Origin of the sequence: Ancylobacter sp. FA202 (genome assembly GCF_000380205.1) — a bacterium.
GTDB lineage: Bacteria > Pseudomonadota > Alphaproteobacteria > Rhizobiales > Xanthobacteraceae > Ancylobacter.
Genome location: NZ_KB904818.1, coordinates 4,440,771 through 4,464,646, shown reverse-complemented (window position 1 = coordinate 4,464,646; position 23,876 = coordinate 4,440,771). Strand labels below are relative to the sequence as shown.

The following is a 23,876-nucleotide window of genomic DNA, read 5'->3' as shown; positions in this document are numbered from 1 at the left end:
TTTTATTCTGTATGTCCGTTCTTCCGGGGTACCCAGAGCATCAGCCGCCTGAACAGACGGACATGCTCTTCGCGCGGCTCGCCGGTTTCCTCGTCGAGCACCTCGACCGGCACTTTCCAGCCCACTAGCAGGCGGACAATGATCTCCTGCCAGCGGTTGAGCCGAAACGGCTTCCCGGCGAACCGATCCTCAGTGAGGCGAAACACCTGCGGCCACATGCGGACGGCCGCGTCGGCCTTTCCCGTATCGAACCAGGCACCCTTGACCTGGCTGGCGCGCGCCCAGGCTATTTTGGCCCAGGCATAAACCTCCTCTTCCGAGACCGCCGTGAGCCAATCGGGCTCGGGAAACAGCAGATGCGGCGCGGCAGCGCGAACGGCCGCCTCCGCGACATCCATAATCGGTGCCTAGTTCGGACGCGACCCCGGCGGCACGGCATCCAATCGGGCCAGCGCCCCGATCGGATCAGCTTCGGCGGCCGGAGCGGGAGCGTCAGGGACCGACGATGGGGGAGCGTGCGGAACCTGATCGCCAAACAGCGGCAGGCCTCCATAGCCGCCGAGCGCCGCCGACTGATCGCGCAGTATCTTGAAGCGGGTATCGGCGCGCATGCCGTAAGACGCCTCGAGCTCGGTGAGCGCCTTCTCCAGCGTCTGCATGGCCTTGAACGCCGGGTGCTGCCGCTTGGTGCTGTTCCCGTTGGTGTCGGTCGCGTCGTACCAGGTACCTTCCTTCCGGATGGCCTCGTCGGCGACGATCCACTCGACGACGTACCGGCAATAGCGACCGAGCGGCTGGGCATCGAGCGCATTGACGAAATTGAGCCGAGCCAGCAGCGGCACATACTCGCGCCAGACGTCCATAGCCTTGCGGCTCTTCGTCAACCATCGCGGCGGCTTGATCTCGCCCGGGTTGATGACGGCGGCTGCCGCCTTCGAGGGCCGTCGTCCGGGATTCCCCTTCGCGGCCTGCAGGCCGGCGTCGTCCGGTTTCCTGCCCCGCATCTAAGTCACTCCCGAAAAAAAATAATTCGCCAATTTCGCGACGACACACGCGACCTTGCCCAAGTGGTCCGGGGCCCAAAGCCGTGGACTTTTAGGCCCCCCCTACCCCTACTCGACGGGCATCATCGCGAGCGTCGCGGCAATGGCGACGCGACTGTCGAGGCGGAGATCCTCGACCCGAAGCTCGCCCCGGTCGAAGCGCGCCTCGAGGTGCTTCTTGACGACGTCGTGGTGGCGGCGGCAGGAGGGCTGCCACATCTCGACCACCCAGAACTTCACCATGTCGAAGCGATGGGGCTCGACATGGTCGACGAGCGCGGCCGGCTTGAGACGACCAACGGCCGAACAACCGAGGCAGAGCGGGTGTTCATCCAGATAGGCTTTCGCCGCCCTGTCCCATTCGGCCGTGTAGCCACGATCGCGAGCCGAGCCGCGCCGCCTGTCGCGTTCCTGCGCATCCGACGGACGTGGCGCCCGTGCGTGCGACGGCCTGAACATCGGCGGTCGGACGGGCATTCAACACCTCGGAAACGACAACGCCCGACCTCATGTGAATGGGGCCGGGCGCAGGAAGGTCAGCTTCTATTTCGGAAGAGATATCACTTCCGAAACCCCGTCAAGTCGAAATGCGCTAGAAGGGCATCCAGACCGCGCACAAGGTGTGGACGATCCCACGCGTTTATCGGCTCGTCATAGACGGCCACGCTGCGCACCAGCCGCCACGCGCGCTCCCCAGCCTGTAGAAGGGCCTTCTGCGCAGCCTCATGGTTGACCACGATGCGCACCAGCACCCGCATCCGGGCATTGCTCTTCGCCAGCTCGCGCACGTTCCCACCGTTGCGCAGCAGGGCGGCGACGATGGCCTCGTCTTCGGCATCATTCCCGCCGGAGCGGCCGACCCCGGCCTGGTAGGAAGGGCTTGCCGCCGTGCGGCGCGGAATGCCCTTGATGCGGTCATGCTCGGCGCACATCTCGGCGTAGCGCATGCCGGCGCTCATCTGCTTGGTGGTGATGTGGTCGGCAAGCCGCAGCCTCCCCAGCACCGAGCCGATGGCAGGGTCCGCCGCGCCGCGCAGCGCCATGTCGAGGATACGCTGCACCACGGCGGGCGAGGCGATCTCCGGCTTGGCCTTGGGCTTGAGCTTGCCGCAGGCATAACGGTCCCGTGTATTGTCTCGGCTGCGTCCAATCTGGCTCATCTCGCTCTCCCTCACCCGCCAATGCCCTGCTCTGCACGCCCGTCCGCCGCCGCCCCGCCCGGAGGCCCGGCGCCCGGCTTGGGCGGGTAGCGCAAGGGGAAGCTCCGCCCGGCCAGCCGGCCCCATGTGCCGTCCGCCAGCTGCGCCATCTTCCGCGTGCCGCTGCTGAAACGGTGCCCATAGCCGGCGGCGACAAAGGCCGCGTGCCACTCGCGCCAGGCGTCGGTGCCTTCCTCGACGAAGGTCCATTGCTCGCCGCGCTCGCCGTTGATCGCCCACAGCACGGCCCGGGCGACGGGGTCGGTCTCGACAGGCCGCACGGCCTCCGCCTTGGCCGGGGCTGGCAGGGAGGCAAATCGCTCCCAACGCCGTTCGCTCAGATAGGTCGCCGGGTCGCAGATCCGCCGCTTCACGGTGCGGCAATGGTCGACATACCGCGCCGCCATGGTCAGCGCCCCTGCCCGGTCGGCCGGCGGGAGGCGAGACCATGCCCGCAGGAACTTCACCTTGCTGGCGGCCGGGTCGGGGGCGAGCGTCGTCCACAGCGCATCGGCCTGCGTGTCGAGCGTCTCGGCCGGGCTGGCCTCCTGCTCCCCTTCCCCATCGGAATTCAAATCACCCGCCCCGGCCCCCTGGGGGGCTTGGGGGGATTCTTCTTTCAAGTGATGGTTAGGATGATAGTTATGGGCCTCTTCAATTTGAGGAGGGGCACTCCCCGAAACTGAGGAGGGGGCCTCCTCAATCTGAGGAGGGGGGCCTCTCCAATTTGAGGAGGGGGGCGACCCTCCGGCAGCCGGTTTCATCATCAGCCGGATCATGTCGGTGGAGCGTGAGCCATTGTCGCGCAGCCGCTCCTCCCGGGCGATCAGCCGCCCGGCCTCCAGCGCCGCCAGATGGCGCGAGACAGAGCCCGGCGCCATCTCGGTATCGTCGGCAATCTGCCGGCGCGAAGGCCAGCAGCACCCATCCTCGTCGGCATAATCGGCGAGCGCCCGCAGCACGCTCTTCGCGCCCATGGAGCCCGTCTGCTGCCGCTTCGCCCATGCCATGGCCTCGACACTCATTCCGCCGCCTCCTGAAAGAGCGGCATCTCGCGGCGCTGCCAAGCATCCGGCACCTCCACGTCGCGGGGGCGGTAGTTCGCCCGCACCAGCGCGGCCGCCACCGGCGGGCACACGGCGTTGCCGCACATGTAGCCCTGCTGCTCGAGTGTGAAGTCGATCCGCTGGCCGTTCTCGTCGATGCCGTGGTCGATGATGTAGTCGCGCGGGAAACCGTTGGCGGTGAAGCGCTCGCGTGGCGTGAGCATCCGCATGCCGATATCGACGATGACATAGATCACGCCGCCGATATCCAGCGTCACGAACTCGCCGCCGTCCCAGCACCCATGCGCGCGTAGGAAGGTCGCCACCTCGCGCGCCCTCGCCTCGTGTTCGGCGGTGAAGGGCGGCACGTCCGCCAGCGCCTCCACCAGCCCGAAGCGCGGCTTGGCCGTCTCGGTGCGGCCCGGCTGGTCCACCGGGGCGCCGTCATCGTCGGAGCCGTAATAGACCGTCATCAGCGGCAGCGAGACGAGCGCCTCGTGCTGCCCCTTGGCCGAAGATGTTCGGCCCGGTTCCTCGGCGCTCGCGTCCCGCCGGTCGCTGCCACGCAGGGTCAGCATATGGGCGGCAACAAGCTGCTGCTGCGCGCCGCGCGTCGAGATCGTCGAGGCCGGGCTGTCGGCGGCATGGCCCGGCGCGCCGGGGCGCGGCCCGTCATTGTGCTGCGCGATGTAGGTGGCGACGACGGCGGACTTGCCGCTTCCGCCGGCCATCTCGGTGCCAGCAGGAGCTACGGCCTCGCCGCCGACGGAACGGCTAAACTGCCGTGCCATATGCACCGCCGCGAGGCTTCCCTCATTCCCGGTCGGCACAGGCGTCGGCCCGGGCTTGTCGCAGGCGATGGTGCGGGGAGCCTGCCCCGTGCGTTCGCCATAACGCGGCACGAGATAAGGCGCCAGCAGCACGTTCTGGTCCTTCGGCGAGGCCGTGAAGGTGTGCGCCGGCAATTCCGGCGAGCGCACGGCGCCGCCATGCTGCGCATAGGCGAGAACCGGCGCGACGATGCCGATGGGCGCCGCCCCGCCGCCATGGGTGTCGCTCGCATGCGCGGTAATGGTGTGCGAGGGTTCGGTGGCGGGGTGGCCGATAGAGCCGTTGCGGAACTTGGTGACGAAGGGCGTCACCAGCGCGTCATCCCGCTTTCCGGTCATCGCCGGCAGCGGCAGTCCCGCCTCGCGGTCGCGAGGCTCGTCACGCGCCGTGTGATTCACCTTCACCAGAAACGGGCGGGGCGCATCGAGCACGTAGCGACGCACGCCCTTGGCCACGCGCGCCAGCGTCTTCGGCGCCAGCGGGCGCTTGGCCCGCACCCCATGCCGGGCCTTGATCTCGGCCGCTGTCGCGAGGATCGACGGACACGGCAGCGTGAAGTCGAGGCAGTCCGCCACCGGCACCCATGGCTCCAGCTCGCCGGCGGCTATGCGTGCCGCGTCGGCCGGGTCGTTCGGGTTGCCGTGCGTCGGCTCCGGCCATGTGATGGGTTCGTCGTCGCGACGCACCACCATGTAAAGCCGGTTGCGGATCGTGCCGGCGCCGTCGCGCCAGGCGCGGCGCACCCGCCATTCGATCTTGCGAAAGCCGAGCCGGCGCCACGCGGCCACGAACTGCTTGAAGGTCTCGCCCTTCCGCAGCGGGCAGCGCTTGCCCTCCGCCGTCAGGGGGCTCCAATCCTCATATTCCTCGACATTCTCCAAGATCACGACGCGCGGGCGCTGCCAGGGCGGCAACCGTTCCACCCAATGCACGATCGCCCAGCCGATCCCGCGTGTGTTGACCCCGTCCCGGTTCGGCGCCGCGCCCTTGGCTTTGCTGTGGTCGGTGCAGTCCGGACTCATCCAGAGCATGCCGACAGGGCGGCCGGCGCAGATGCCCACGGCGTCCACCGTCGCCACGTCCTGCACCATGTGCCGCGTGCCGGGGTGGTTCACCCGGTGCATTGCCAGGGCAAAACGGTCATGGTTCACCGCGATATCCGGGTCGCGCCCCATCGCCATGCGGATGCCTTCCGAGGCGCCGCCGCCACCCGCGAAACTGTCGATCACGAGCTCGCGCATCAGGCCCCCTCCCCGCCATCCGCCCGCAGGGCGAGGTGGTCCACCACGGCGCCGATCGGCCCCAGGGGCACGCCGCTGCTGTCGCGCTGCACGGCGGTGCGGAAGGCGGCGGGCGGTACGCCGTACTGCATGGCAATGGAGAGGATGGCCGCCGCGTCGCGGGCATTGGTCTCGGCGTCGGAGCCGCTCTTCGGCCCGCCGACAAACACCTCGCCCACGCGCCCGTCATCGAAGTAACCGAGCGTGACGGTGTAGAAGATATTGGCGAGCATGAAGCTCATGCTCTCGGCATAGCGCCGCACGGGAAGCATTTCGCGCGTCATTCGGCGGCGTCCTTTGTGGTGAGATATGCGAAGAGGCCATCGGTGGGCGCGGCGGAAGGAACGAACGCCTGCGGCACGCGCCATTCGCGTTCGATCCGCCGGCGGGCGATGTCGGCATATTCAGGGTTGAGCTCGATCAGCACCGCCAGCCGGCCATGCCGCGCGGCCACCAGCCCCGTGGTGCCAGCCCCGCCGAACGGGTCGAGCACCAGCCCGCCCTTGGGGCAGCCGGCGAGAATGCAGCGCTCCGCCAGTTCCGGCGGAAAGGTCGCGAAATGCGCGTCGGAAAAGGGCCGCGTCGCCACCGGCCACACACCCAGCGGCGCCGGCTCATAGTTCCGCAGGTTGCGGCCCTCGCCGCGCGGCGTCGCCTCGATTCCGGTGTGATTGATGCCGCCGGCGTGGCGCGGCCCGGCTATGTCGGCCGCGCGCAGCTTCTCCGCGACGCTCTCGCCCTTCTGCCGCCCCTGCCGGTGCCGCGACCCGTGACCGCCAGACCCCGTGTCCCAACCGTCCGGCGTCTTCCAGACGCGCTTGTTGCCCGTGTCCGCCCGACGGCCTGGCTCACCCCCGACATAGGAGCCGCCACGGAACCCGTTCGCGTCTTCGGTGGACGAACGCCCCTGCCGTACCGCCTCGGCGTCATAGAAATAGCGCTCGCTCTTGGAGAGCAGGAACACCTTCTCATGCGCGGTCGCCGGCCGGTCACGGATGGACTCCGGCATCGGGTTCGGCTTCGCCCAGATGATTTCCGAGCGCACCCACCAGCCATCTTCCTGCAGCGCGATGGCAAGCCGGTTTGGAACCATGCAGAGGTCTTTGGGCTTCAGCAGGCCGCCAATGGTCGAGAACGGCTTGTCGCGAAACGTCCGGTCGTCGCCACCCGCCGCCTTGCAGTCGGCCGCGCTGCGCCCGTTCGGCGTGGTGGCATAGCAGTCGCCATAGTTGAGCCAGAGCGTGCCCGTGGGCTTCAGCACCCGCCGCACCAGGCGAAACACATCGAGCATCACCTCGATATGCTCGCCCAGCGTCCGCTCCAGGCCGATCTGCCCGTCGACGCCGTAGTCGCGCAGGCCCCAATAGGGCGGCGAGGTGACGACGCAATCGACGCTATCCGGCTCCATGGCCGCCAGCCGCGCCCGCACATCGCCAAGCAGGATCGAGACGCGCCCGTCGAGAATGACAATGTCGTTCATCGCACTGCCTCCGCCACGAAGTCCGCGCGACGGCGGGCATGCGCCAGCTTCATGTTGCGCGGCTGGAACATGGGGCGCAGATGCGCCGGGTTGCAGCAGCGGCGCGCCCGGCACTCATGGTCCAGCTGCTCGCCCTTGCGCAGCACCCGGCCGCCGGCGATCTGCCACACCACCCTGTGCACGGCCTGCGTCACGCCACGCCATTTCACCCGGCCATAGCCGCCGCCCCGGCCGCTGCCGCTGTCGGCGCCCTGCCACAGCCAGCAGCCCCCACCCGGATGGATGGCGATCAGCGCGGCCAGGCGTGGCGGAAGGTCGTCGAAGGGGAAAGGCTTCATCACCTCGCCCCCCGTATCGCGCTCACCAGCGCCTGCACCTCGGCGGCGAGCGCGGCGTCGGTGGCGATCAACTTGTCGATCTTGCGCACCGCATGCAGCACGGTGGTGTGGTCGCGCCCGGCGAAGCGCCGGCCCACTTCGGGCAGCGAGCGCGGCGTGAGCGTCTTCGCCAGATACATCGCGATCTGGCGCGGCTTCACCACATTGGCGGTGCGCCGCTGCGAGAGGATGTCGGCCACCTCAACCTTGTAATGCCGCGCCACGACGCGGATCACCGTATCCACCCGTACCGGCGCCTGTTCGCAGCGCTTCAGGTCGCGCAGCGCCGTCTCCGCCATGTCGAGCGTCACCGGCGCCACGCCCATGCCGCTATGCGCCAGCAAGCGGTTAAGCGCCCCCTCCAGCTGCCGCCCGCTGGCGCCGCAGCACTCCACCACATAGGCCAGCACCTCGGCCGGCAGGGCAAAGCCGGGTGCCTCGGCCGCCATCTCATTGGCGCGGGCCTCCAGCACCGCCCGGCGCGTAGGCGGGTCCATCGCGCCCAACTCGATCGCCAGCCCGCCGCCGAGGCGCGAGGCCAGCCGCTCATCGGCAAGCTCAGCGTCACCAGGCGCGGCATCCATCGCCAGCACCAGATGGTGCCCGGCCCCGGCCATGTCCTGCATCACCCGCAGCAGCGCCGCCTGCGCCGTGCGGCTGCGAACGCCCTGCACATCGTCGATCGCCAGCAGCGCGATGCCGCCGAGCCCGTCGAGAAAGCGCCGCAGCCCCGCACCTTCCATGGCCCGAACAAGAAAGGCCTCGGCGGAAAGATACAGCGCCGCCCGCCCCGCCTCTCGCGCCTCGCCGACGGTCGCCTGCAAAAGGTGCGTCTTCCCCAGCCCGGCGCCACCATGCAGCACCAGCGGGTTGAAGCGCGGGGCGCCATCCTGTGCCTGCGCCACATGCCAGGCGCAGGCCTGCGCGACCCTGTTGCAGTCCCCGGCCTGAAAGCGCGCGAAACTCAGGCGTGGATCGAGCGGCGATCCCGCATCCGCCAGCACCGGGAGAGGCAAGGCCGGCGCGCCAGCCTGCACGCCATCCATTAGCGAGGCGCCAGGTGCTGCCGCGCGCAGTGCCACCAGCCGGGGGCGAACCTTCTGCCCCAGCATCCGGGCACGCAATTCCTTGTAGTGCCGCATCAACCCGGCGGCGTCAGTCACGCCGGGGGGCAGCGCGTCGCCTGCATCAATCAGCATGGCCCGCCTCCTGTGAAATCAAGCTGTTACAGTGGGTGTTTCCCGTGGAACCGGGCCGCCCCAGCAGGGCGGGCGCGGTGTAGGCGTGCGGGTGCTGGCCGACATAGGCGGCGAGCCGCGCCAGCCCGTCGAAGGAAAGCGCGCGGCCGTTCTCGCAGCGGGAAACGGTGGCGACGGAAACACCGGCCACCTCGGCGGCGGCCCGGCCGGAATGCCCGCGCAGATCGCGCGTCACCCGCACCCCGGCGCCGAGCGTCGCCCAGCAGATAGGACCGGACAGTGGCGGCACGAAAAACATGGTGCCGGACGCATCAGGCCAGCTAAGCCCGTTGAACATGCATACCGGCTCCATGCCGAAGGCTGCACAAATTGCCATGTGCGCGGCGGCGCTCACCGGGTGGCCTCCGATGGCGCGGCGCAGGTCTTTCCCGGCAATGCCTAGATTGGGTGGAACGTCCCTCCACCACTCGGCCGAATGGCCTTCGCATTCCTTCACGATCGCCGAGAGGCGTTGGCGGCGCAGATCTGGTGATGGCCACGCGGAGCAAGGGGGCAGCATGGCGTCACGCCTCCCCACTCGTCTGCATCAGCAGTGCGCGGCAGGTGGCGCGGGCACTCTGCACCTGCGCATCGAGGTCGGCGAGATCGCACTCGATCTCCTGTATCTCGCGGCGCGTCAGCTTGCCGTCGGCCAGGGCAGCGGCGAGCCGGCTCATCACGTCGCCGCACTCGCGCGCCAGCCCGGCCATGTGCTGCGCCATGCTGTCGGTGACAACGATCGTGCCGGTCGGCACCAGGTCGTAACCAAGCCGCTGCGCCAGCGCCCGGGTGATCACCGGCTCGCCGGCCAGGCTGTCGAGATCAAGTGCCACATCCAGCGGGGCGGATTGCTCGCTGGTGAGGTCGCCGAAGCGTGACAGCTGCGCAGCAGAAAGCCGCGTCATGCCGGAAAGCTCGCGCAGCCCGCCGCCGGCCTGCTGGCAGGCGCGCCGCACGGCGTTTTTCAGCGCGGCATAGTCGGCGGAAGTGAAGATGCGCCCCATCATGCAACGGCTCCCTTGGAGGTTTCATGGTGTTCCTGGGCGGCGGAGGTACATTCTTGCTTGCAAGATCGGCCGTAGCTCGGCCGGCCCTGCGACATGGCGAGGCGCTGCTGGTGAAAATCTTCGAGGGAAACTGCGCCGCACGTTTCGGCGATCACCCGCTCCTTCATCTCGGCGGGCACTTCCACTGCGCCGATCGCGTAGCGTCGGGCGTGCGTGGCCGATGAAAGCCCAAATCGCAGGGCGAGCGCGTGGAAGGACAGGCCTTCTCGCCGACGCCATTCGTCCAATGTCATGGGAAACCTCCAAAGCGGAGGTGAATATGTCGGATTTCGACACGTTACGTCAAGCGACCCCGTCGAAATCCGACATGGCGTCGCGTGTCCAAATCAGACATGCTGTTGATATGGCTACAAAAGATGATCTTCCGAACCGCATCCGGGAGCTGCGCGAGCGCCTCGGCTTGTCCATGGCGCAACTCGGCGTTCGCATTGGCGTGGAAGGATCGACAATCAACAAGCTGGAGAAGGGCGAGACCCAGCTCACCACGCGATGGATGACCCGGCTCGCGCCTGCACTGGAGATCGACGACCCAGTCGAGATTATTCGCCCCATCTCAAACCTGAGAACCGTCTCGGTTGTCGGTTATGTGCAGGCGGGCCAGTGGCGCGAGGCCATCACATGGGACGACGAAGAGCGGTACGGCGTCATAGTCCCGAGAGATAAGCATCTCGACGGCGTGCGCCTGGAGGGCTATGAAGTGCGCGGCCCTTCGATGAACAAAATATATCCCGAAGGCACAGTCGTCATCATAGCAAGCATTATTGACACCGAAGAGGCATTCATCCCCGGCAAGCGCTACGTGATCAATCGGCAGCGCGGTGACGAGGTCGAAGGAACTGTAAAGACCTATCATGTCGACGAGAGCGGACGCCGTTGGCTGACGCCCGAATCGACGATGATGGAATTTCAGCCGATATCCCTCGACGATGGCCATAACGAAGACACGGAAATCCGTGCGCTAGGTCGAGTCATGTACTCTGTACGTAGGGAATAACTAATCAGACTTAAAAGGGTTTTCCATTTTAATTTTCTGACATTCATCATAATTCGTATAGGTTGCGGAGACGAATACAGCGCTCTTGTCGTACATCGGCAATAGGCGACTTACTCCGATTATTTTTATGTCTCCGTCCGTAGTCCATTTCCACATGCCGTACATCGATGCCGGGACAACAGGCTCCCCGTAGGCATCTGTAAGCTGAGAGATAATAGTTGAAGCCACCCGAGATGCTTTTTCTTGCGTCAGCAACCCCGTCGACCCAACGATAGAGCAGACACCATCTTCGGGCGTTGCTGTCACACTATACTCTTTGAGCAGGGGGTGAGGAGCCGGCACCGTCTTCAAGTCATAAACCGTATCTGACTTCTTGTTCTTTTTGGCTGCGATGTCCTTTAGTCGCGCGCCCATCGGCACACCGAACATCTGATTGATGTCGGACGCCATCGAACTCGGCGCTTCAATCGCGAGAGCGACAAGAACACATATGCCAATCATAGTTCGCATGCTTACGGCCCCCCGGAGCCTACTGTAACGAGTAGCAGCCATTGGGCCATGTCGGATTTCGACATATCGCGCTTGACACACTATGTCGAAATCCGACATGTTGCGCCCCATCACCCCGCTGATGGGAGCACCGCGATGCACAGTCCCTTTTCTTCCTCGACCTCCGCCCTCAACCTGCCGCCCCATGAGGCTGGCGCCATCTGCGACCGCGTCTCCGCCGCCGTGCGGGCCGAAGCCTATGGCGACACGGTCGAGCGCCTCGCCCGCGATGTCGAAGCCATCATCGCCCGCCAGGGCAGCATGCAGGAGGAAGACCTCCTGACGCTCGGCTGGTCCAAGCCCGCGCTGGTGGAAACCCTGCCGGACGCGCTGGACCTTGTCCGCGCCCGCGCCAGCCGCTCCCTTTCCTGAGATCCCTCCCAGGGACGCCCGGCGGTTTCCTCCTGCCGGGCACTCGCCGGGGCGCGTGCATCCAGCCCCCAGCCCGCACGCGCCCCGGCCTTTTCGTTTCGAGCAGCGAGAACACGTCCCGTTCTCAGCGTGAGCCCAGAAGCAACCAAGGCTGTTCGCGGCCTCGGCGGCGAAGAGGGCAAGCAACAGCGCAACACCTTGGGCGTGACAGCCGGAGAGACGGCAACCTTTCAGCCACAGTGGAGCGGAACCATGTCTGGGCCGTCGTCTACCGAGATCAAGGGCATCGCCAACGTCGCTTTTCAGGCGCTGTGCGGCGAGACGGAACGCCGCGAGGTGCCGCCCGAACACGCCATTTCCACCATGATCATCGCCATGGCGTTCATGGCCGGCACCTACGCCGCCACGGTGAGTGGCATCGCCGGGCGGTCTGTCGAGGAGATCATCGACGACATCACGGAAGGCGCCAGATGCGCCGCCGATGACGCGAAAGAACTGATGCGCGAAGCGGCCCGGGGGACGGTGCAGTGACCCTCTACGCCCCCGCCTCGCCCCGGCTTCCGTCCTCGGCCGACTTCCGCTGCTGCGGTTGCGGCGCCGCGTCGCTCGACGGCGTCAAGCCCTGCGGCTGCCCCTCGATGGTCGGCGCCCGGGGCAACCCGCCCAAGCGTGAGTACGTGGTCTTCAAGACCCAGACGCAGGCCCGGCGGCTCGCGCTTTCGGGTCTCATCAAGACGCGCCTGCTTGGGGTTCGCCCGGAAGATCAGGATCTCGTGCTGGACGATCACGACTGGATCGAGATCGTCGCCGCTCTCGAAGGGGTGGCACCATGATCCACCTCCCCGCCTGCCTCCGCCGGCGCCTGCTGCGCGCCGCGCTGCGCGTCATGGCCCGTCGCCCGCCGGATATGCTGATCGGCGGGGTGGAGCGCCCCTATATGCGCCGCTGGTGGCTGCTGCCGCGCAATCGCTGGTTCAACGTCTACCTGCACGATTTCCGCCGTCCGGACGATGACCGCGCTTTGCACGATCACCCATGGCCCTCGCTCTCGGTGCTGCTGCAGGGCGATCTGATCGAGACCTACGCGCCCATCCCGGCGCTGGCGGCAGAGCTCGCGCACCAGCGCACGCGGTTCCTCACCCCGGGCGCCATCGTCTGGCGCGGCCCCCGCTTCGCCCATCGCCTCAGCCTCACTTGGCACCCGCAAACGCTGGAGCCGGTGCCGGCCATCACCCTCTTCATCATCGGCCCGCGCGTCCGCCTTTGGGGTTTCTGGTGCCCGAAGGGGAGCCCGGCCGACGGCTGGATTCCGTGGACCCGTTTTGTCTCGAAAGACGATCCCGGTGCCGTCGGCCCGGGCTGCGAGTGAGGCCCGCCATGCACCAGCCCGCCCCCATCACCGCCCGCGATATCGGTCTTGCCCTTCGGCAGGCCGGGCACCTCGCCGCCATCCTCGGCTCCGTCGCCGTCGGCCTCGTCTGGGCCGGCATCCTGTCCTGAAAGGGGAGGTTTCCATGCGTGCCCGCCGCCTCTCGCCGTCCGCCCGCCTCGCCGTCGCGCTCTGGTTCATCGCCATCGGCTCGGCCGGCGCCCTGCTGATAGCCGCCGGCATGGGGAGGTGAGCATGGCGAAATCACCCGTTGATCGCTGGGGCAGCGAGCCGCCCCGCCCGCGCAAATCCACCAAGGCGGCCGAGACCACGGCCGCGCTTGAGGCGGCGGATATCCCGAACGACGAGCCCCTGTCCGACGCCGCCGCCGGCTTCGCCAAGGAACAGCTGAAATCCTTCATCGAGCGCGTCGAGCGGCTGGAGGAAGAAAAGAAGACCATCGCCGACGACATCAAGGATGTCTTCGCCGAGGCCAAGGGCACCGGCTTCGACACCAAGGCCCTGCGCGCCATCATCCGCCGCCGCAAGGCCGACCCGGGCCAACTGGCCGAGCACGAGGCCATCGTCGATCTCTACGCCCAAGCCCTCGGCATGATCCCATTCGAGCGCACCCCGCTCGGCCAGACGATGGAGGGGTAAGCCATGCGGCGTTATTTCCACATCCCGCACGGGCGCGAAGACGAGCACGCGGCGGCGTTGACCGCCGGGCTCTCCTGTCTTCCCGTCGGCTTCATTGCCACCGTCTGTGGCGTCTGCTCGGGGCGTGGCCAGTACAGGCAAACCTACACGGCCGGCTGTGGCGGCGGGCACTTCAGCATGCCCGGGCCTTGCGACTGCTGCGAAGAGACCGGCCTGCTGCAGGGCGGCCGCCCGGCGCCGATCAGCGTCGTCAACCAGGTGCTCGTCGCCGCCTCCGATGGAGAGGTGGCGAAATGAAAGCTCCCCGCGCAGTCGATCTTGAAGAACAACACGACGATCACCTCGCCCCATGGGTGGAGGCGAAGGTGCAGCAGGCTTTCGAGGAGGAACTGACTGTCATTCTCGGTCAGGCAGAGGCCGATCTGCGCGAGGGTTTGCCGATAGATTGGCGCGCCCTGCTTGCTGATATCGAGAGCGCGGCGGAAGGCGCCGATTTCGAGGATCGGCGCTGCTGGTTCGTCATTGATATCGACTGCCCCCCCATCGTCGAGACGATCATCGGCGAGGCGTGGGATCTCGCCCGCGCGGGCGAGACGGCCGATGCGCTGCATCGCCTGTCGCTGCTCACTCGCCCGAAATGGCCGAGCGAGGCGGCGTGCCGCGATCAATACACCATCGCCATGGCCGAGACCCGGCTCGCCCGGCTCGCGCCGCTGCGCGCGGCCCTTGGTCCCTTCGCCGACACGCCGCTTGGCGCCACCCTTCTGTGAGGCAATCATGAAGCTCATAGCCGAGCGTACCCATCTACTCGCCGCCCTCAAGGCGGTCGGCCATCTGGCGAAGGCCAAGGCCAAGATCCCGATGCTCGCCTTCCTGCGCCTGCGCACGGAAGGGGATCGGCTCTTTCTCGCCGCCACGGACCACGATGCCTTTGCCGAAGCGGAAATCCCGGCCGACGTCGCCCGGCAAGGCTCCATCTGCGTCGATGCCGCCACGCTGCTGAAGCTGGTGAACGACTTCGCCGAAGGCGCGCAGGTGAGCCTCGACGCCAATGACAAGCTGGCGACCCTCAAGGCCGGGCGCTCGCGCTATCAGCTCCATGTGCTCGCCGCGAACGACTTCCCATCCATGTTCGAGCCCAATGGCTCGATCGCCAAGTTCATGCTGATGCCGGAAGAGGCGCGGCGATTGCTGGACTTGCCGCGCTCCGCCGCCGCCAAGGGGCGTGCAGACCTGTATTATCTGGAAGGCATCTATCTCCATGCATCGGAGGACGGCGCCACACTCTGGAGTGCCGCCTGCGACACACATGTTCTTATTGTCGCTGACGTCGACGCGCCGGAGGGCGCGCAGGATCTGCCCCGGAAGGTGGAGGCCGACGACACACGGGCCGCCCGCCCGCGCGGCCTTATGCTGCCGCTGGACAGCGTCGCCCACATCCTGCGTCTTGGCGAGGTGCCGCTTGAAATCCATGCCGGCGAGAACGTCGTGGCCGTGCGCGCCGCCGCCAGCGGGGTGAAGCTGCATTACGTCACCCGGCTGATCGAGAACATCTTCCCGCCCTACGAGCGGATCGTTCCGGCGGCCGAGGGCACCTGCCTCACCGTCGCGGGAGATCTCTTCGCCGCCGCGCTTCGGCGCCTTTCCAGCGTCGCCGGCAGCGAAGAGCGCGCCGTCGGCGTGGAATGGGGCGAGGAGGGCGACCTTTCCCTCTGGCTCGACAATCATGCCGAAGGCATCTATGGCGCAGAGTCTATCCCCATTGTGGCGTGCACCGGCCCGGGGCGGATAGGCATTCGCCCCGCACTGGCCCTCAAGGCCATGGACGCTCTCGGCGGCGGCAATATCGAGATCTGGTCGACCACTGAACTCAAGCCCGTTCGGCTGCGCAGCATCGCCGATCCCGGCCTAATTGCCGTCGTCTGGGTGGCCCGCCTCACCCGCCGCCCCGAGCACGGCGCCCTCTTCGGCGAGGGAGAGGCGGCATGAGCATCTCCTACGTCGCCAAGGGCGCGACCGTCTCCGCATGCGGTCGCTTTCGTTACCGCCTCTGGCGGGAATGGCGCCTGCATCCCGCCCCTTCCCTCTGGAGTATGTGGACCGATGACGACGGTTCGCCGCTCCTTGATGGCGAGGGAGATCCGGTTGGCTGGCCCAAGGCCTGCATCTTCGTCATGCTCAACCCGTCGACCGCTGATGGCGAACAGGATGACCCGACTATCCGCCGGTGCGTCGGCTTCGCCCGCGCATGGGGCTATGACCGCATGGAGGTCATCAACCTTTTCGCCCATCGCGCGACAGACCCCCGCGCGCTGCTCGCCCTGAACGATGCCGACGACCCTGTCGGCCCTGACAACAGGGGCGCCTTTGCCAATGTCCTGTTCGGCAGCTGCCCCGTTGGTCTCGTCGTGTGCGCGTGGGGCGCCCACGGCGGGCATCTCGGCCAGGACGAGACCGCACTTGGCTGGATCGGCAGTCACAAGCGCTTTGCGCTCGGTCTCACCAAGGCCGGCCATCCCCGCCACCCCCTCTATGTCGGCTCGGCCGCTGATCTGGTCGAGTTTCGCCCTGCGCGAGGGTGTGCCGCATGACCGCCAACCCCTCCCGCCCCATCACCATCGTCCTGCTCGGCTTCCTCGCGCTCTGCCTGGCCGCGATCGACATCCAGCACTTCGGCCTGATGCGCGCCGCGCTCGGCGCCCTCGCGTCGTCCGCTTTCGGAGCAACGCCATGACAGACTGGAAGACTGTCCCGATCGAGCCAACGACCGTGCAGCTTCGTGCGGGGCAAGATGCTTGGCTTAAGGACCCGCTGCGCCTGTCCAGTACGCTCTACCGTGCAATGGTCGCCGCCTCTCCGGCGGCGCCGGGCGATGAGGTGGAGCCGGCGGCGCGCTTCTGGATCATCGCCCAGGAAGTAGGGATGTTGCCTGACCAGAAAGGCCCATTCCCTGTCAGCCGCTCCGCCGAGATTATCCGAGAATTCATGACCGCAAGGCGGTCGGCCCGCTTGACGTATCTGACTGTGGGGCGCGATGGAACCCCCATGGTTGATCACGCGCCGGAGGTACTTCAGATACTCGATGGCCGATCCATGTCGTCGGCGCGAAAGCACAATGACCGTGTTCGAGCGGCAGAAGCCTCCTCGCCCACCGGGTTGCCCAAGGATGAAGGGGATGCTTGACCTCGACGACGACCCCCGGGCCGGCAATGACAACCTGCCACCGCCGGTGCGCGGCCGCCTTCCCATCCGTTTCTGGCTGATCTTCGTCGGCCTTATCGCGGCGATTGCCTTCGCCTCGGCATGGTGGGCTTTGAGAGGGGTCGCGTCATGACGGATGAATCCGCCAACCTGCGCGCTGCGCCGCCGCTCTATCTCACCGATCACCAGCTGCGCGACATCGTCGCCCCGCATATCGGCGTCGATCGCTTCCGCTCCATCCTAAAGGCGCTGGAGGCCAAGGGCTTCCCGCGCCAGCACACACTGTTCCGGGGGCGCTACTACCCCGCCGTGCGCACATGGCTGGACGCCAGCAACGGTCTGGGCAAGACTGCAACCATCGGAATGGCCGAGGATGGCGAAGAAAACTGGGATGCCCCCAAGAAGCGACGCCCCGGGCCTAAAATGGCGGACGCGCACTGACGCGCGCCGCACCGCCTATTGGGTGGCCTCTCAGGTTTGCCGCGACTGCAAGGGTTATCCCGATCGCACCGTGCGCCTGGCCGATGGCCTGACCGAGGAACAGGTCGCCGCCGCTTGCCGCGACCACACCGAGCGTCTTCGGGAATGGATTGCCACTTTCTCCGGCGGTGACAGGCCGTTGACCGTCTATGACGGCACCATCACCAGTCTTTCCCGGCTCTTTCAGGAACACCCGGACAGTTCCTTTCGCGAGGTGAAGGCGAATACCCGCAAGAGCTATGGCGACAGCCTCAAGGTCATCGAGGCGACGGTCGGCTCGCGCGTGGTGCCCGGCATCACCGTCCTCGACATCAAGCGCTGGTTCCGCAATTGGGGCGCGCCGGCGGAAGAGGGCAAGCCCCCGCGCCCCAAGCGCGCGCATGACGCCGTCTCGATGCTCCGCCAGCTGCTGCGCTTCGGCCACGCCCTCGGCTATGACGAATGCGGCACCCTGGCCGAGCGGTTGAAGAACCTGCGCTTCCAGCGCCCGGGCGCGCGAGAGGAAGAGATGGGGCTCGGCCAGGCCGTCGCCTTCATCGCCAAGGCGCTGGAGCTTGGCGAGCGCGACATGGCGATCGGCGTCGCGGCGCAGTTCGAGCTCATGCTGCGCCAGAAAGACATCATCGGCGAATGGGGGCCGGCCAACCCGGAAGCCGCTGGCGCTGTCCATCATGGCGACGAGACATGGACCGGCGCCTTTCGCTGGGAAAACCTCCCCGGCTGGCGTCTGCGCCTGCGCACCTCCAAGACCAAGGCTCGCACGGTCTTCGACTTGCAGTCCTATCCCCTGCTCTTCCCTTTGCTGGAGTCGGTGCCGCATGACGAGCGCGTCGGCGCCATCGTCAAGGGTGAGCACGGCCTGCCGGTGCGCGAGCGCAGCTATCGCAAATGGTACCGGCAGATCGCTCGCGCGGCCGGCATCCCGGACTCGGTATGGTCGATGGACAGCCGCGCCGGCGGCGCCACCGAGGCTTTCGAGGCCGGCGCCGACATCCGCGCCATCGCCGCCCACCTCACCCATTCCAACCTGTCGACGACGCCGCGTTACATCCGCAAGACGGAGAAGCAGACAGCCGAAGTCGCCCGCCTCCGCGCCAGCAGCCGCCCGGTCGAGGGGCCGAAAGACTAGCAGAACAGCGCGGCATCACGGCCGGAAGGAAGGGAAGGCGAATGAGCGAACGTCAGAACGGCAGCGAGCCATATCAAGGGGTTGAGGGAGTTTCGAATCCTGCTGCCCCGACCAGCCTCGATCCGGCCATCCCTTAGCGGCGAATCAGTGCCAGCCCGCTCTGAGGGTCGATCTGCTTGTGCAGATGAGCCGGCGTTTCGGTGACGATGATTTCGAGCGTGGGGCGGACAAAGCCCTTGGAAAGATGGCCCGCCAGCGCGCTGCCGTCGCGCCGGCCCAGCACCACATGCACATGCACCGTCGGCGTGCCGTCAGGGTTCAGCGCCACGTCGCCCGAGAGCGAGGCCACTTCCACCTGCTCGTCGACCGCGATGTCGCGATACGTCTTCGACTCCCAGTCGAAATAGCTGATGACGCCATGGCTGAAGGCGCCGATGGCCGACAGATGCGCGCCGGTGAGGTCCTCAGCGCGGGCGAACTCCTGCAATGCCGCCATCGTTTCCTCGCCGGTCTCCAATATGACCGCGAAGGTGCGCAGCTCGCCTGCGTCCGCGAGTTTCTTGATGATGGCCATAAGCGCCTCCTGTTGGTGCGGTCTGCACCAACGGATGAGCGCCCTCCCCGTTCCGCCGAGAGCGCGCGCCGATCAACCTGCATCGCAAGCGGATCGGAGGGCGCTCTAGCCGCCGCCGAACAGGCGGTGCTCGATGCGGTCGCCGACGGCGATGCCCTTGGCGCGCACCGTGCCGGCGGGCAGCTCCAGCACCGCCTTGACCGGCACGCCGGACGAGATCGTCGCCGTGGACAACGGCACCGTGTCGGTGGCGATGCTGGCGATGCGCCCATCGGAGCGGATGAACAGCATGTCGAGCGGGATATAGGTGTTCTTCATCCACATAGAGATCGGCTGATCGACGCCGAAATCGAACAGCATGCCGGCATTGGGCGCCAGTTCGGTGCGATACATCAAGCCCTTGGAGCGCTGGGCCGGCGTGACCGCCATCTCGATCTCGACCCCGAGCGGACCCGCCTTGGTGAGGATGGTCAGCTGCTCGGCAGTGGCGCCGGCGGGCACAAGGCCCGCGACCAGAAGCTGACTCGCGAACAGCACGGCCGCAACGGCAAGCGCGAGACCCCGTCCGCAGCCCCGGAAACCGCGCAGTTGCCGGCTCGCCGCGACGAAGGCGGATGCCGTGCGATCGAATGTCATGCTGGCTGAACTCATGCTCTGGAAGTCTCACCGTCGGGATTCTTGCTATCGGGATTCTTGCTATCGGGGTTCTTGCTGCCGCGATTCACGCGACGACGATGGCAGGCACCATCCCTAGTGAGACGAGGGAGTTGCGGCACCATCGGGCCGCACTTCGGCAGCCATAAGGCCTTTCGGCCCCGGCCCGAAGCGCACCAGCACGATCTGTCCCGGGCGCAGCTCCGCCAGGCCGTGGCGACGCAGCGTCTCCATATGGACAAAAATGTCCTCGGTGCCCTCGCCGCGCGAGAGGAAGCCGAAGCCACGCAGCCGGTTGAACCACTTCACCCAGGCCCGCTCGAAGCCGCCGACCGGCTGGACGGTCACATGGGTGCGCGCCTGCGGCAGCTGCGAGTGATGCAGGGCGGTTGTCTCGTCCATGGAGAGCACGCGCAGCGCCTGGAAGCCACGCTCGCGCGCCACCACCTCGCACACCACCCGGGCGCCTTCCTGGGCGGTGGTGAAGCCGCCGCGCCGCAGGCAGGTGACATGCAGCATCACGTCGCCGCTGCCATCGTCGGGGACGACGAAGCCGTAGCCCTTGGACAGGTCGAACCATTTGATGCTGCCGGCGATCTGTAGGACCTTGCCATCCTGGCGCTCGCCGTCCTCGGCGCCCTGATCCAGCTCGTCGCGGGAGCCCGTTCCCGTGCGTGGCAGAGACCCGTCCGACACCATCGGCTGCCTACCTCCAGGAAAACCCTTTTCGCCCCAGCTGGCGAAAACCATGATTCCGAAGCCGAAGCATAGCACCCGCTGCGGTCACGAAAACACCCAAATTGATTCGGTGCGCGATTCCCGCCCGTCACCGGGCCATCGCCGCCTCCAACACATCGCCAATATCGGCATGGATGACGAGGTCGGCCAGATCGTCCAGCTCGGTCGGTTCGCGATTGACGATGACGAGGGTAGCCCCGGCGCGCTTCGCCTGCACGGGAAAGCCGGCCGCCGGCCATACCACCAGCGAGGAACCGAGAACGAGGAAGACATCGCAGGCGCCACTGAGGGCCGCGGCCCGCGCCATCGCCGCCGCCGGCATCGGCTGGCCGAAGGAGATGGTGGCGCTCTTCACCGGGCCTGCGCAGGTTGCGCAGTCCGGCGCCCGCCCCTGCCCGGCTTCGAAACGGGCGCGGACCCACTCCAGCTCATAGCGCGTGCCGCAGTCGAGGCAGGTGGCGAAGGTGCTGTTGCCGTGCAGTTCGACAAGCCTGTCGTCGGGCACACCCGAGGCCTGGTGCAGGCCGTCGATGTTCTGCGTGATGATGCCCTGCAGTCGCCCCTCGCCCGCGAGCGCGGCCAGCGCCCGGTGTCCACGCCCCGGCACCGCGCCGCCCAGCGCCGGCTCCAGGGCGAAGCGCCGCCGCCAGGCCTCGGCCCGCATCTCCCTGCTGGCGAGGAAGTCCTGGTAGTCGATCGGCCGGTTGCGGGACCACAGACCGCCGGGCGAGCGGAAATCGGGAATGCCGCATTCGGTGGAGATTCCCGCGCCGGTGAAGGCGACCCCGGCCCGCATATCGGCCAGCACGGCGGCAAGCGCGTCGGCCGCCGCCTTGATGTCATCGCCACTCATCATATGTTGCGCTCATCCGATCCGCGGACACCCCGGCGGCAGCCTTTGAGAGGACTCATGAAGTACCTTCACACCATGGTGCGCGTCACCGATATCGACGCCTCGCTGGATTTCTACTGCAACAAGCTGGGGCTCACCGAGGTGCGGCGCAAGGAATCGCCGCAAGGGCGCTTCACGCTGATCTTCCTCGCCGCCCCCGGCCAGCAAGGCGTCGCCGAGGTGGAGCTGACCTATAATTGGGACCCGGAACCCTATGGCGAGGGGCGCAATTTCGGCCATCTCGCCTTCGAGGTCGACGACATCTATGCCGCCTGCCAGAAGCTGCAGGATGGCGGCGTGACCATCAACCGCCCGCCGCGCGACGGCCGCATGGCCTTTGTCCGCTCGCCTGACAACATCTCGATCGAGCTGCTGCAGAAGGGCGACGCGCTGCCGCCGCTGGAGCCGTGGGCGTCGATGGCGAACACCGGCAAATGGTGATGCGGCCTTGAGTTCGTGGGCCGGCGCGCCTTGCCGGCCCATGGGCGGCGCAAGGCGGCCGGTTGCGGCAGGGCTGCGGCAGGGCCCGGCCGGGGCCGATGTCCCTTGGGTGAGGGACTTGCTTGCATTGCCTGCTGTCTCTGAGTCGCCAGCGGCCCCGCGCTTCAGACCGCCGCCTGCCCCGCTCGCGGCGACCCAGCACGGGGCATGGCTGCGGAAGGCGTTTCGTGCGCACGGGCGCCATGCCTGTGGATGACGCGCATGGTGCCATCTTGCGCGCCGCCGCGTGTCACCCTATAAGGCCCCGGCCTGCGCGCCCTTCGTCTATCGGTTAGGACGCCACCCTTTCACGGTGGAGAGAGGGGTTCGACTCCCCTAGGGCGCGCCACTTCCGTACAAAACCGCGAACACCCGGCTGGGTGGCGCGGTCGGCGAGTACGGCTCTCTCCAGCACCGTCCTTAATCCGTGGATGCGCACGACGTGCTGGTCGACTTCGACGGCGTCGATAAGCGACCGCAGATACGCTTTGCGGAACGGCACCTCGCCCTCGGTGATGTTTGAGCGCATGAGCTGCCCGAAGCGGGCAAGCTTGTCCGGGTCAAGCCGGCTGGCGGCAGCACCCTGATTCTCGATCCGCTCCAGCGCCGAATGTGCACGGTCCCGATCTGCCTTGAGCTTGGCAATCTGCTCCTTGAGCATCTCGTCGGGCTCAGTGATGCCGTCGGCGACAAGCTGGTAAAGACGCCGGAGCTTGTCTTCCGCTGTCGTCCTTTCGCGGGAGAGTTCATCGATCCGCGCCTGAACCTCGGCATCGGCTTTCACCCGCCGGTCGACGACAGACTGCAGCAGCGCCTCCAGCCGCTCGGGCATCAGAATGCGTTCGGCCACATGGCGTGTGACCAGATGGTCGAGCTTCTCCATCGGCACCGTTCGCCCTTTGCAGGCGGACTTGCCGACCCGGCCGGAGGTCGAGCAGCTGTAATAGCGATAGACCCTGCCGCTCTTCGAGGTGCCGGTGCGCAGCGTCATGGCGCTACCGCAACAGGCGCAGTAGGCCAGCCCGGTCAGAAGGATCGGACCTGAGATGACCCGGGGCGGACTGTTGTGCGGGTTCTTCGCCCTGAGCGCCTTCTGCACCTTGTCGAAGGTGCTTCGATTGAGGATGGCCGGCACGGAAATCGGGATGACTTCGTGCTGCGGCTTCACCTGGCCGGTCTTGGAGCTGCGCTTGTTGAAGCTCCATTCCCCGACATAAACGGGATTGGTCAGAATGCCGTGGATGGTACCGACGCCGTAACGGGCACCGAGGCGGGTGCGGTGGCCCTTCGCATTGAGGTGCTTGGTAATCTCCTTGATGCCCATGGGTCCAGATGTGCCGTCTCCCTGCAGGTAAAGATCGAACATCAGCCGCACGAGCTCGGCCTCTACGGGATCGACGATGATCCGCTTCTTCGTGCGATGGCCGCGCTTCTCCACCTCTTCGAGAGTGAAACCAAGCGGCAGGCGGGAGCCGTTATAGAAACCCTGCCGGGCATTCTCCTTCATGGCCCGCAGCACATGCTTGGCGTTCTCGCGGGACTGGTATTCGTCAAACAGGGCGATGACCTGCCGCATCATGACCTGGGCCGGATCGTCCCCGAGCTCCTGGGTGATGGAGACGAGCCGCACGCCGTGCTTCGCGAGGCGGCGGATGTACATCTCCAGCCCAAAGGCATCGCGGAAGAACCGGCTGAAGCTATGGACGACGATGACATCGAATGGGCGATCGTCATCGGATGCCCGTTCAATCATCCGCTGGAACTCGTGCCGGCTGTCGTCCATCGCCGACGCACCCGGCTCCACATACTCCGCCACAACGGACCAGCCCTGCCGCTCGCAATAGGCGGCGGTCTGGAGGCGCTGATCTGGGATGGACAGGTCAACGTCGGCCTGCCGCGTGGTGGAAACGCGGAGATAGAGGGCGGCCCGGCTGGTGATAGGCAAGGTTACGTTCATGGCCCAATCGCCTCCCTCAAGCCCCTTCGGCAGCACCGTCACCTCAAGAGCGCGTCGATCTCCCGCCTGAAGAAGGCCTCGATCACATCGACTTCTTCAGGTGCGATCGGAACGCTCGATGGCCAGTCGTCGGTGACATGCACGACCTTGGAATCATGCTCGACGGAGTCAGCGGGCGCAAGGTTTTGCTCAGCATCTCGAATGACGCGCGCATCGCGGCGCGGGATCTTTGAGAGTGGTGCGCCAGCCAAGCTCGAAGCTGGCGA

General features: G+C 66.9%; 35 protein-coding genes, 1 tRNA gene and 1 pseudogene. 18 read left to right on the top strand and 19 right to left on the bottom strand.

Going from position 1 to position 23,876, the window contains the following annotated elements; genetic code table 11:
- Positions 1-2: 2 nt before the first annotated feature.
- The 13 genes from A3M1_RS0120670 to A3M1_RS0120610 all read right to left on the bottom strand — a co-directional run bounded on the left by A3M1_RS0120670 (position 3) and on the right by A3M1_RS0120610 (position 9,794).
- A complete protein-coding gene (locus A3M1_RS0120670; RefSeq protein ID WP_018390898.1) occupies positions 3-398 on the bottom strand; it encodes a hypothetical protein in 396 nt (131 codons plus the stop codon).
- A gap of 9 nt (positions 399-407) precedes the next feature.
- On the bottom strand, positions 408-1,004 hold the full coding sequence (locus A3M1_RS0120665) for a phage terminase small subunit P27 family (RefSeq protein ID WP_018390897.1): 597 nt from the start codon (positions 1,002-1,004) through the stop codon (positions 408-410).
- Between the two features lie 108 nt (positions 1,005-1,112).
- A complete protein-coding gene (locus A3M1_RS0120660; protein WP_245261789.1) occupies positions 1,113-1,520 on the bottom strand; it encodes an HNH endonuclease in 408 nt (135 codons plus the stop codon).
- Between the two features lie 83 nt (positions 1,521-1,603).
- On the bottom strand, positions 1,604-2,203 hold the full coding sequence (locus A3M1_RS0120655) for a hypothetical protein (RefSeq protein WP_018390895.1): 600 nt from the start codon (positions 2,201-2,203) through the stop codon (positions 1,604-1,606).
- Between the two features lie 11 nt (positions 2,204-2,214).
- A complete protein-coding gene (locus A3M1_RS0120650) occupies positions 2,215-3,267 on the bottom strand; it encodes a helix-turn-helix domain-containing protein (RefSeq protein WP_018390894.1) in 1,053 nt (350 codons plus the stop codon).
- Complete coding sequence (locus A3M1_RS0120645) at positions 3,264-5,360, bottom strand: DNA cytosine methyltransferase (protein WP_018390893.1); 2,097 nt, start codon at positions 5,358-5,360, stop codon at positions 3,264-3,266. The genes A3M1_RS0120650 and A3M1_RS0120645 overlap by 4 nt, the downstream gene beginning before the upstream one ends.
- Complete coding sequence (locus A3M1_RS0120640; protein ID WP_018390892.1) at positions 5,360-5,683, bottom strand: hypothetical protein; 324 nt, start codon at positions 5,681-5,683, stop codon at positions 5,360-5,362. Before A3M1_RS0120640 ends, A3M1_RS0120645 begins: the two co-directional genes overlap by 1 nt.
- Complete coding sequence (locus A3M1_RS0120635) at positions 5,680-6,879, bottom strand: site-specific DNA-methyltransferase (protein WP_018390891.1); 1,200 nt, start codon at positions 6,877-6,879, stop codon at positions 5,680-5,682. Before A3M1_RS0120635 ends, A3M1_RS0120640 begins: the two co-directional genes overlap by 4 nt.
- Positions 6,876-7,217 carry an HNH endonuclease gene (locus tag A3M1_RS0120630; RefSeq protein WP_018390890.1) on the bottom strand — a complete coding sequence of 114 codons (342 nt, stop codon included), beginning with the start codon at positions 7,215-7,217 and terminating at the stop codon, positions 6,876-6,878. The genes A3M1_RS0120635 and A3M1_RS0120630 overlap by 4 nt, the downstream gene beginning before the upstream one ends.
- Positions 7,217-8,455, bottom strand: a complete 1,239-nt coding sequence (locus tag A3M1_RS0120625; RefSeq protein ID WP_018390889.1) for a chromosomal replication initiator protein DnaA — start codon at positions 8,453-8,455, stop codon at positions 7,217-7,219. The genes A3M1_RS0120630 and A3M1_RS0120625 overlap by 1 nt, the downstream gene beginning before the upstream one ends.
- Positions 8,445-8,792 (bottom strand): helix-turn-helix domain-containing protein, encoded by a 348-nt coding sequence (locus A3M1_RS0120620; RefSeq protein WP_018390888.1) that lies wholly within the window; start codon positions 8,790-8,792, stop codon positions 8,445-8,447. Before A3M1_RS0120620 ends, A3M1_RS0120625 begins: the two co-directional genes overlap by 11 nt.
- A gap of 226 nt (positions 8,793-9,018) precedes the next feature.
- The gene (locus A3M1_RS0120615) at positions 9,019-9,501 is read right to left on the bottom strand and encodes a phage regulatory CII family protein (RefSeq protein ID WP_245261788.1); all 483 of its coding nucleotides are present in this window, start codon (positions 9,499-9,501) and stop codon (positions 9,019-9,021) included.
- Entirely contained in the window at positions 9,498-9,794 is a 297-nt protein-coding gene (locus A3M1_RS0120610) for a hypothetical protein (RefSeq protein ID WP_018390886.1), read from the bottom strand. Before A3M1_RS0120610 ends, A3M1_RS0120615 begins: the two co-directional genes overlap by 4 nt.
- A 26-nt stretch (positions 9,795-9,820) precedes the next feature.
- Here A3M1_RS0120610 and A3M1_RS0120605 point away from each other — a divergent pair, with 26 nt between their 5' ends.
- Positions 9,821-10,555: a LexA family transcriptional regulator gene (locus tag A3M1_RS0120605; protein ID WP_018390885.1), complete on the top strand. Its 735-nt coding sequence runs from the start codon at positions 9,821-9,823 to the stop codon at positions 10,553-10,555.
- Here A3M1_RS0120605 and A3M1_RS26530 read toward each other — a convergent pair whose 3' ends face one another.
- Complete coding sequence (locus A3M1_RS26530; protein ID WP_156029593.1) at positions 10,556-11,005, bottom strand: hypothetical protein; 450 nt, start codon at positions 11,003-11,005, stop codon at positions 10,556-10,558. It lies immediately after the preceding gene.
- A gap of 195 nt (positions 11,006-11,200) precedes the next feature.
- On the opposite strand from A3M1_RS26530, the gene A3M1_RS0120600 reads away from it, so the two are divergent.
- From A3M1_RS0120600 to A3M1_RS0120525, 15 genes are all read left to right on the top strand, one after another.
- Positions 11,201-11,476, top strand: coding sequence for a hypothetical protein (locus A3M1_RS0120600; RefSeq protein WP_018390884.1), 276 nt, complete (start codon positions 11,201-11,203; stop codon positions 11,474-11,476).
- A 129-nt stretch (positions 11,477-11,605) separates the two neighbouring features.
- The gene (locus A3M1_RS0120595; protein WP_245261786.1) at positions 11,606-12,007 is read left to right on the top strand and encodes a hypothetical protein; all 402 of its coding nucleotides are present in this window, start codon (positions 11,606-11,608) and stop codon (positions 12,005-12,007) included.
- The gene (locus A3M1_RS0120590; protein WP_018390882.1) at positions 12,004-12,309 is read left to right on the top strand and encodes a hypothetical protein; all 306 of its coding nucleotides are present in this window, start codon (positions 12,004-12,006) and stop codon (positions 12,307-12,309) included. Before A3M1_RS0120595 ends, A3M1_RS0120590 begins: the two co-directional genes overlap by 4 nt.
- On the top strand, positions 12,306-12,845 hold the full coding sequence (locus A3M1_RS0120585; protein ID WP_018390881.1) for a hypothetical protein: 540 nt from the start codon (positions 12,306-12,308) through the stop codon (positions 12,843-12,845). The genes A3M1_RS0120590 and A3M1_RS0120585 overlap by 4 nt, the downstream gene beginning before the upstream one ends.
- Before the next feature lie 8 nt (positions 12,846-12,853).
- Positions 12,854-12,976 carry a hypothetical protein gene (locus A3M1_RS27105; RefSeq protein ID WP_018390880.1) on the top strand — a complete coding sequence of 41 codons (123 nt, stop codon included), beginning with the start codon at positions 12,854-12,856 and terminating at the stop codon, positions 12,974-12,976.
- A 241-nt stretch (positions 12,977-13,217) separates the two neighbouring features.
- Positions 13,218-13,505: a DUF2312 domain-containing protein gene (locus A3M1_RS25210; RefSeq protein WP_245261905.1), complete on the top strand. Its 288-nt coding sequence runs from the start codon at positions 13,218-13,220 to the stop codon at positions 13,503-13,505.
- A 3-nt stretch (positions 13,506-13,508) separates the two neighbouring features.
- Positions 13,509-13,802 carry a hypothetical protein gene (locus tag A3M1_RS0120565; protein ID WP_018390877.1) on the top strand — a complete coding sequence of 98 codons (294 nt, stop codon included), beginning with the start codon at positions 13,509-13,511 and terminating at the stop codon, positions 13,800-13,802.
- Positions 13,799-14,275 carry a hypothetical protein gene (locus A3M1_RS0120560; RefSeq protein ID WP_245261784.1) on the top strand — a complete coding sequence of 159 codons (477 nt, stop codon included), beginning with the start codon at positions 13,799-13,801 and terminating at the stop codon, positions 14,273-14,275. The genes A3M1_RS0120565 and A3M1_RS0120560 overlap by 4 nt, the downstream gene beginning before the upstream one ends.
- A 7-nt stretch (positions 14,276-14,282) precedes the next feature.
- Positions 14,283-15,494 (top strand): hypothetical protein, encoded by a 1,212-nt coding sequence (locus A3M1_RS0120555; RefSeq protein ID WP_018390875.1) that lies wholly within the window; start codon positions 14,283-14,285, stop codon positions 15,492-15,494.
- Positions 15,491-16,096 carry a DUF1643 domain-containing protein gene (locus tag A3M1_RS0120550; protein WP_018390874.1) on the top strand — a complete coding sequence of 202 codons (606 nt, stop codon included), beginning with the start codon at positions 15,491-15,493 and terminating at the stop codon, positions 16,094-16,096. The genes A3M1_RS0120555 and A3M1_RS0120550 overlap by 4 nt, the downstream gene beginning before the upstream one ends.
- The gene (locus A3M1_RS26780) at positions 16,093-16,239 is read left to right on the top strand and encodes a hypothetical protein (protein WP_018390873.1); all 147 of its coding nucleotides are present in this window, start codon (positions 16,093-16,095) and stop codon (positions 16,237-16,239) included. The genes A3M1_RS0120550 and A3M1_RS26780 overlap by 4 nt, the downstream gene beginning before the upstream one ends.
- Positions 16,236-16,688, top strand: a complete 453-nt coding sequence (locus A3M1_RS0120540; protein WP_018390872.1) for a hypothetical protein — start codon at positions 16,236-16,238, stop codon at positions 16,686-16,688. Before A3M1_RS26780 ends, A3M1_RS0120540 begins: the two co-directional genes overlap by 4 nt.
- Complete coding sequence (locus A3M1_RS26775) at positions 16,681-16,839, top strand: hypothetical protein (protein ID WP_018390871.1); 159 nt, start codon at positions 16,681-16,683, stop codon at positions 16,837-16,839. Before A3M1_RS0120540 ends, A3M1_RS26775 begins: the two co-directional genes overlap by 8 nt.
- Entirely contained in the window at positions 16,836-17,147 is a 312-nt protein-coding gene (locus A3M1_RS0120530; protein WP_018390870.1) for a hypothetical protein, read from the top strand. Before A3M1_RS26775 ends, A3M1_RS0120530 begins: the two co-directional genes overlap by 4 nt.
- Before the next feature lie 70 nt (positions 17,148-17,217).
- Positions 17,218-18,315: a tyrosine-type recombinase/integrase gene (locus A3M1_RS0120525; RefSeq protein WP_018390869.1), complete on the top strand. Its 1,098-nt coding sequence runs from the start codon at positions 17,218-17,220 to the stop codon at positions 18,313-18,315.
- A gap of 133 nt (positions 18,316-18,448) precedes the next feature.
- Here the strand turns inward: A3M1_RS0120525 and A3M1_RS0120520 are convergent, their stop codons facing one another.
- The 4 genes from A3M1_RS0120520 to A3M1_RS0120505 all read right to left on the bottom strand — a co-directional run bounded on the left by A3M1_RS0120520 (position 18,449) and on the right by A3M1_RS0120505 (position 21,137).
- Entirely contained in the window at positions 18,449-18,889 is a 441-nt protein-coding gene (locus tag A3M1_RS0120520; protein ID WP_018390868.1) for a PPC domain-containing DNA-binding protein, read from the bottom strand.
- A 105-nt stretch (positions 18,890-18,994) separates the two neighbouring features.
- Positions 18,995-19,525, bottom strand: a complete 531-nt coding sequence (locus tag A3M1_RS0120515) for a DUF192 domain-containing protein (RefSeq protein WP_018390867.1) — start codon at positions 19,523-19,525, stop codon at positions 18,995-18,997.
- Between the two features lie 114 nt (positions 19,526-19,639).
- Positions 19,640-20,242, bottom strand: a complete 603-nt coding sequence (locus A3M1_RS0120510; RefSeq protein WP_018390866.1) for a cold-shock protein — start codon at positions 20,240-20,242, stop codon at positions 19,640-19,642.
- A gap of 127 nt (positions 20,243-20,369) precedes the next feature.
- Positions 20,370-21,137 (bottom strand): Sir2 family NAD-dependent protein deacetylase, encoded by a 768-nt coding sequence (locus A3M1_RS0120505; RefSeq protein ID WP_018390865.1) that lies wholly within the window; start codon positions 21,135-21,137, stop codon positions 20,370-20,372.
- Between the two features lie 54 nt (positions 21,138-21,191).
- Here A3M1_RS0120505 and A3M1_RS0120500 point away from each other — a divergent pair, with 54 nt between their 5' ends.
- A complete protein-coding gene (locus A3M1_RS0120500) occupies positions 21,192-21,614 on the top strand; it encodes a VOC family protein (protein WP_018390864.1) in 423 nt (140 codons plus the stop codon).
- Between the two features lie 313 nt (positions 21,615-21,927).
- Positions 21,928-22,002, top strand: a tRNA-Glu gene (locus tag A3M1_RS0120495).
- A 558-nt stretch (positions 22,003-22,560) separates the two neighbouring features.
- Here A3M1_RS0120495 and A3M1_RS27225 read toward each other — a convergent pair.
- Positions 22,561-23,610, bottom strand: a pseudogene (locus tag A3M1_RS27225) (recombinase family protein); the annotation flags it as partial.
- Positions 23,611-23,876: the final 266 nt, after the last annotated feature.

Excerpts from the sequence above, each read along its gene's own strand:
- A3M1_RS0120670 (WP_018390898.1), bottom strand. The coding sequence starts at position 398 with ATGGATGTCGCGGAGGCGGCCGTTCGCGCTGCCGCGCCGCATCTGCTG.
- A3M1_RS0120665 (WP_018390897.1), bottom strand. The coding sequence starts at position 1,004 with ATGCGGGGCAGGAAACCGGACGACGCCGGCCTGCAGGCCGCGAAGGGG.
- A3M1_RS0120660 (WP_245261789.1), bottom strand. The coding sequence starts at position 1,520 with ATGCCCGTCCGACCGCCGATGTTCAGGCCGTCGCACGCACGGGCGCCA.
- A3M1_RS0120655 (WP_018390895.1), bottom strand. The coding sequence starts at position 2,203 with ATGAGCCAGATTGGACGCAGCCGAGACAATACACGGGACCGTTATGCC.
- A3M1_RS0120650 (WP_018390894.1), bottom strand. The coding sequence starts at position 3,267 with ATGAGTGTCGAGGCCATGGCATGGGCGAAGCGGCAGCAGACGGGCTCC.
- A3M1_RS0120645 (WP_018390893.1), bottom strand. The coding sequence starts at position 5,360 with ATGCGCGAGCTCGTGATCGACAGTTTCGCGGGTGGCGGCGGCGCCTCG.
- A3M1_RS0120640 (WP_018390892.1), bottom strand. The coding sequence starts at position 5,683 with ATGACGCGCGAAATGCTTCCCGTGCGGCGCTATGCCGAGAGCATGAGC.
- A3M1_RS0120635 (WP_018390891.1), bottom strand. The coding sequence starts at position 6,879 with ATGAACGACATTGTCATTCTCGACGGGCGCGTCTCGATCCTGCTTGGC.
- A3M1_RS0120630 (WP_018390890.1), bottom strand. The coding sequence starts at position 7,217 with ATGAAGCCTTTCCCCTTCGACGACCTTCCGCCACGCCTGGCCGCGCTG.
- A3M1_RS0120625 (WP_018390889.1), bottom strand. The coding sequence starts at position 8,455 with ATGCTGATTGATGCAGGCGACGCGCTGCCCCCCGGCGTGACTGACGCC.
- A3M1_RS0120620 (WP_018390888.1), bottom strand. The coding sequence starts at position 8,792 with ATGTTCAACGGGCTTAGCTGGCCTGATGCGTCCGGCACCATGTTTTTC.
- A3M1_RS0120615 (WP_245261788.1), bottom strand. The coding sequence starts at position 9,501 with ATGATGGGGCGCATCTTCACTTCCGCCGACTATGCCGCGCTGAAAAAC.
- A3M1_RS0120610 (WP_018390886.1), bottom strand. The coding sequence starts at position 9,794 with ATGACATTGGACGAATGGCGTCGGCGAGAAGGCCTGTCCTTCCACGCG.
- A3M1_RS0120605 (WP_018390885.1), top strand. The coding sequence starts at position 9,821 with ATGTCGGATTTCGACACGTTACGTCAAGCGACCCCGTCGAAATCCGAC.
- A3M1_RS26530 (WP_156029593.1), bottom strand. The coding sequence starts at position 11,005 with ATGGCGTCCGACATCAATCAGATGTTCGGTGTGCCGATGGGCGCGCGA.
- A3M1_RS0120600 (WP_018390884.1), top strand. The coding sequence starts at position 11,201 with ATGCACAGTCCCTTTTCTTCCTCGACCTCCGCCCTCAACCTGCCGCCC.
- A3M1_RS0120585 (WP_018390881.1), top strand. The coding sequence starts at position 12,306 with ATGATCCACCTCCCCGCCTGCCTCCGCCGGCGCCTGCTGCGCGCCGCG.
- A3M1_RS27105 (WP_018390880.1), top strand. The coding sequence starts at position 12,854 with ATGCACCAGCCCGCCCCCATCACCGCCCGCGATATCGGTCTTGCCCTT.
- A3M1_RS0120565 (WP_018390877.1), top strand. The coding sequence starts at position 13,509 with ATGCGGCGTTATTTCCACATCCCGCACGGGCGCGAAGACGAGCACGCG.
- A3M1_RS0120560 (WP_245261784.1), top strand. The coding sequence starts at position 13,799 with ATGAAAGCTCCCCGCGCAGTCGATCTTGAAGAACAACACGACGATCAC.
- A3M1_RS0120555 (WP_018390875.1), top strand. The coding sequence starts at position 14,283 with ATGAAGCTCATAGCCGAGCGTACCCATCTACTCGCCGCCCTCAAGGCG.
- A3M1_RS0120550 (WP_018390874.1), top strand. The coding sequence starts at position 15,491 with ATGAGCATCTCCTACGTCGCCAAGGGCGCGACCGTCTCCGCATGCGGT.
- A3M1_RS26780 (WP_018390873.1), top strand. The coding sequence starts at position 16,093 with ATGACCGCCAACCCCTCCCGCCCCATCACCATCGTCCTGCTCGGCTTC.
- A3M1_RS0120540 (WP_018390872.1), top strand. The coding sequence starts at position 16,236 with ATGACAGACTGGAAGACTGTCCCGATCGAGCCAACGACCGTGCAGCTT.
- A3M1_RS26775 (WP_018390871.1), top strand. The coding sequence starts at position 16,681 with ATGCTTGACCTCGACGACGACCCCCGGGCCGGCAATGACAACCTGCCA.
- A3M1_RS0120530 (WP_018390870.1), top strand. The coding sequence starts at position 16,836 with ATGACGGATGAATCCGCCAACCTGCGCGCTGCGCCGCCGCTCTATCTC.
- A3M1_RS0120520 (WP_018390868.1), bottom strand. The coding sequence starts at position 18,889 with ATGGCCATCATCAAGAAACTCGCGGACGCAGGCGAGCTGCGCACCTTC.
- A3M1_RS0120515 (WP_018390867.1), bottom strand. The coding sequence starts at position 19,525 with ATGACATTCGATCGCACGGCATCCGCCTTCGTCGCGGCGAGCCGGCAA.
- A3M1_RS0120510 (WP_018390866.1), bottom strand. The coding sequence starts at position 20,242 with ATGGTGTCGGACGGGTCTCTGCCACGCACGGGAACGGGCTCCCGCGAC.
- A3M1_RS0120505 (WP_018390865.1), bottom strand. The coding sequence starts at position 21,137 with ATGATGAGTGGCGATGACATCAAGGCGGCGGCCGACGCGCTTGCCGCC.
- A3M1_RS0120500 (WP_018390864.1), top strand. The coding sequence starts at position 21,192 with ATGAAGTACCTTCACACCATGGTGCGCGTCACCGATATCGACGCCTCG.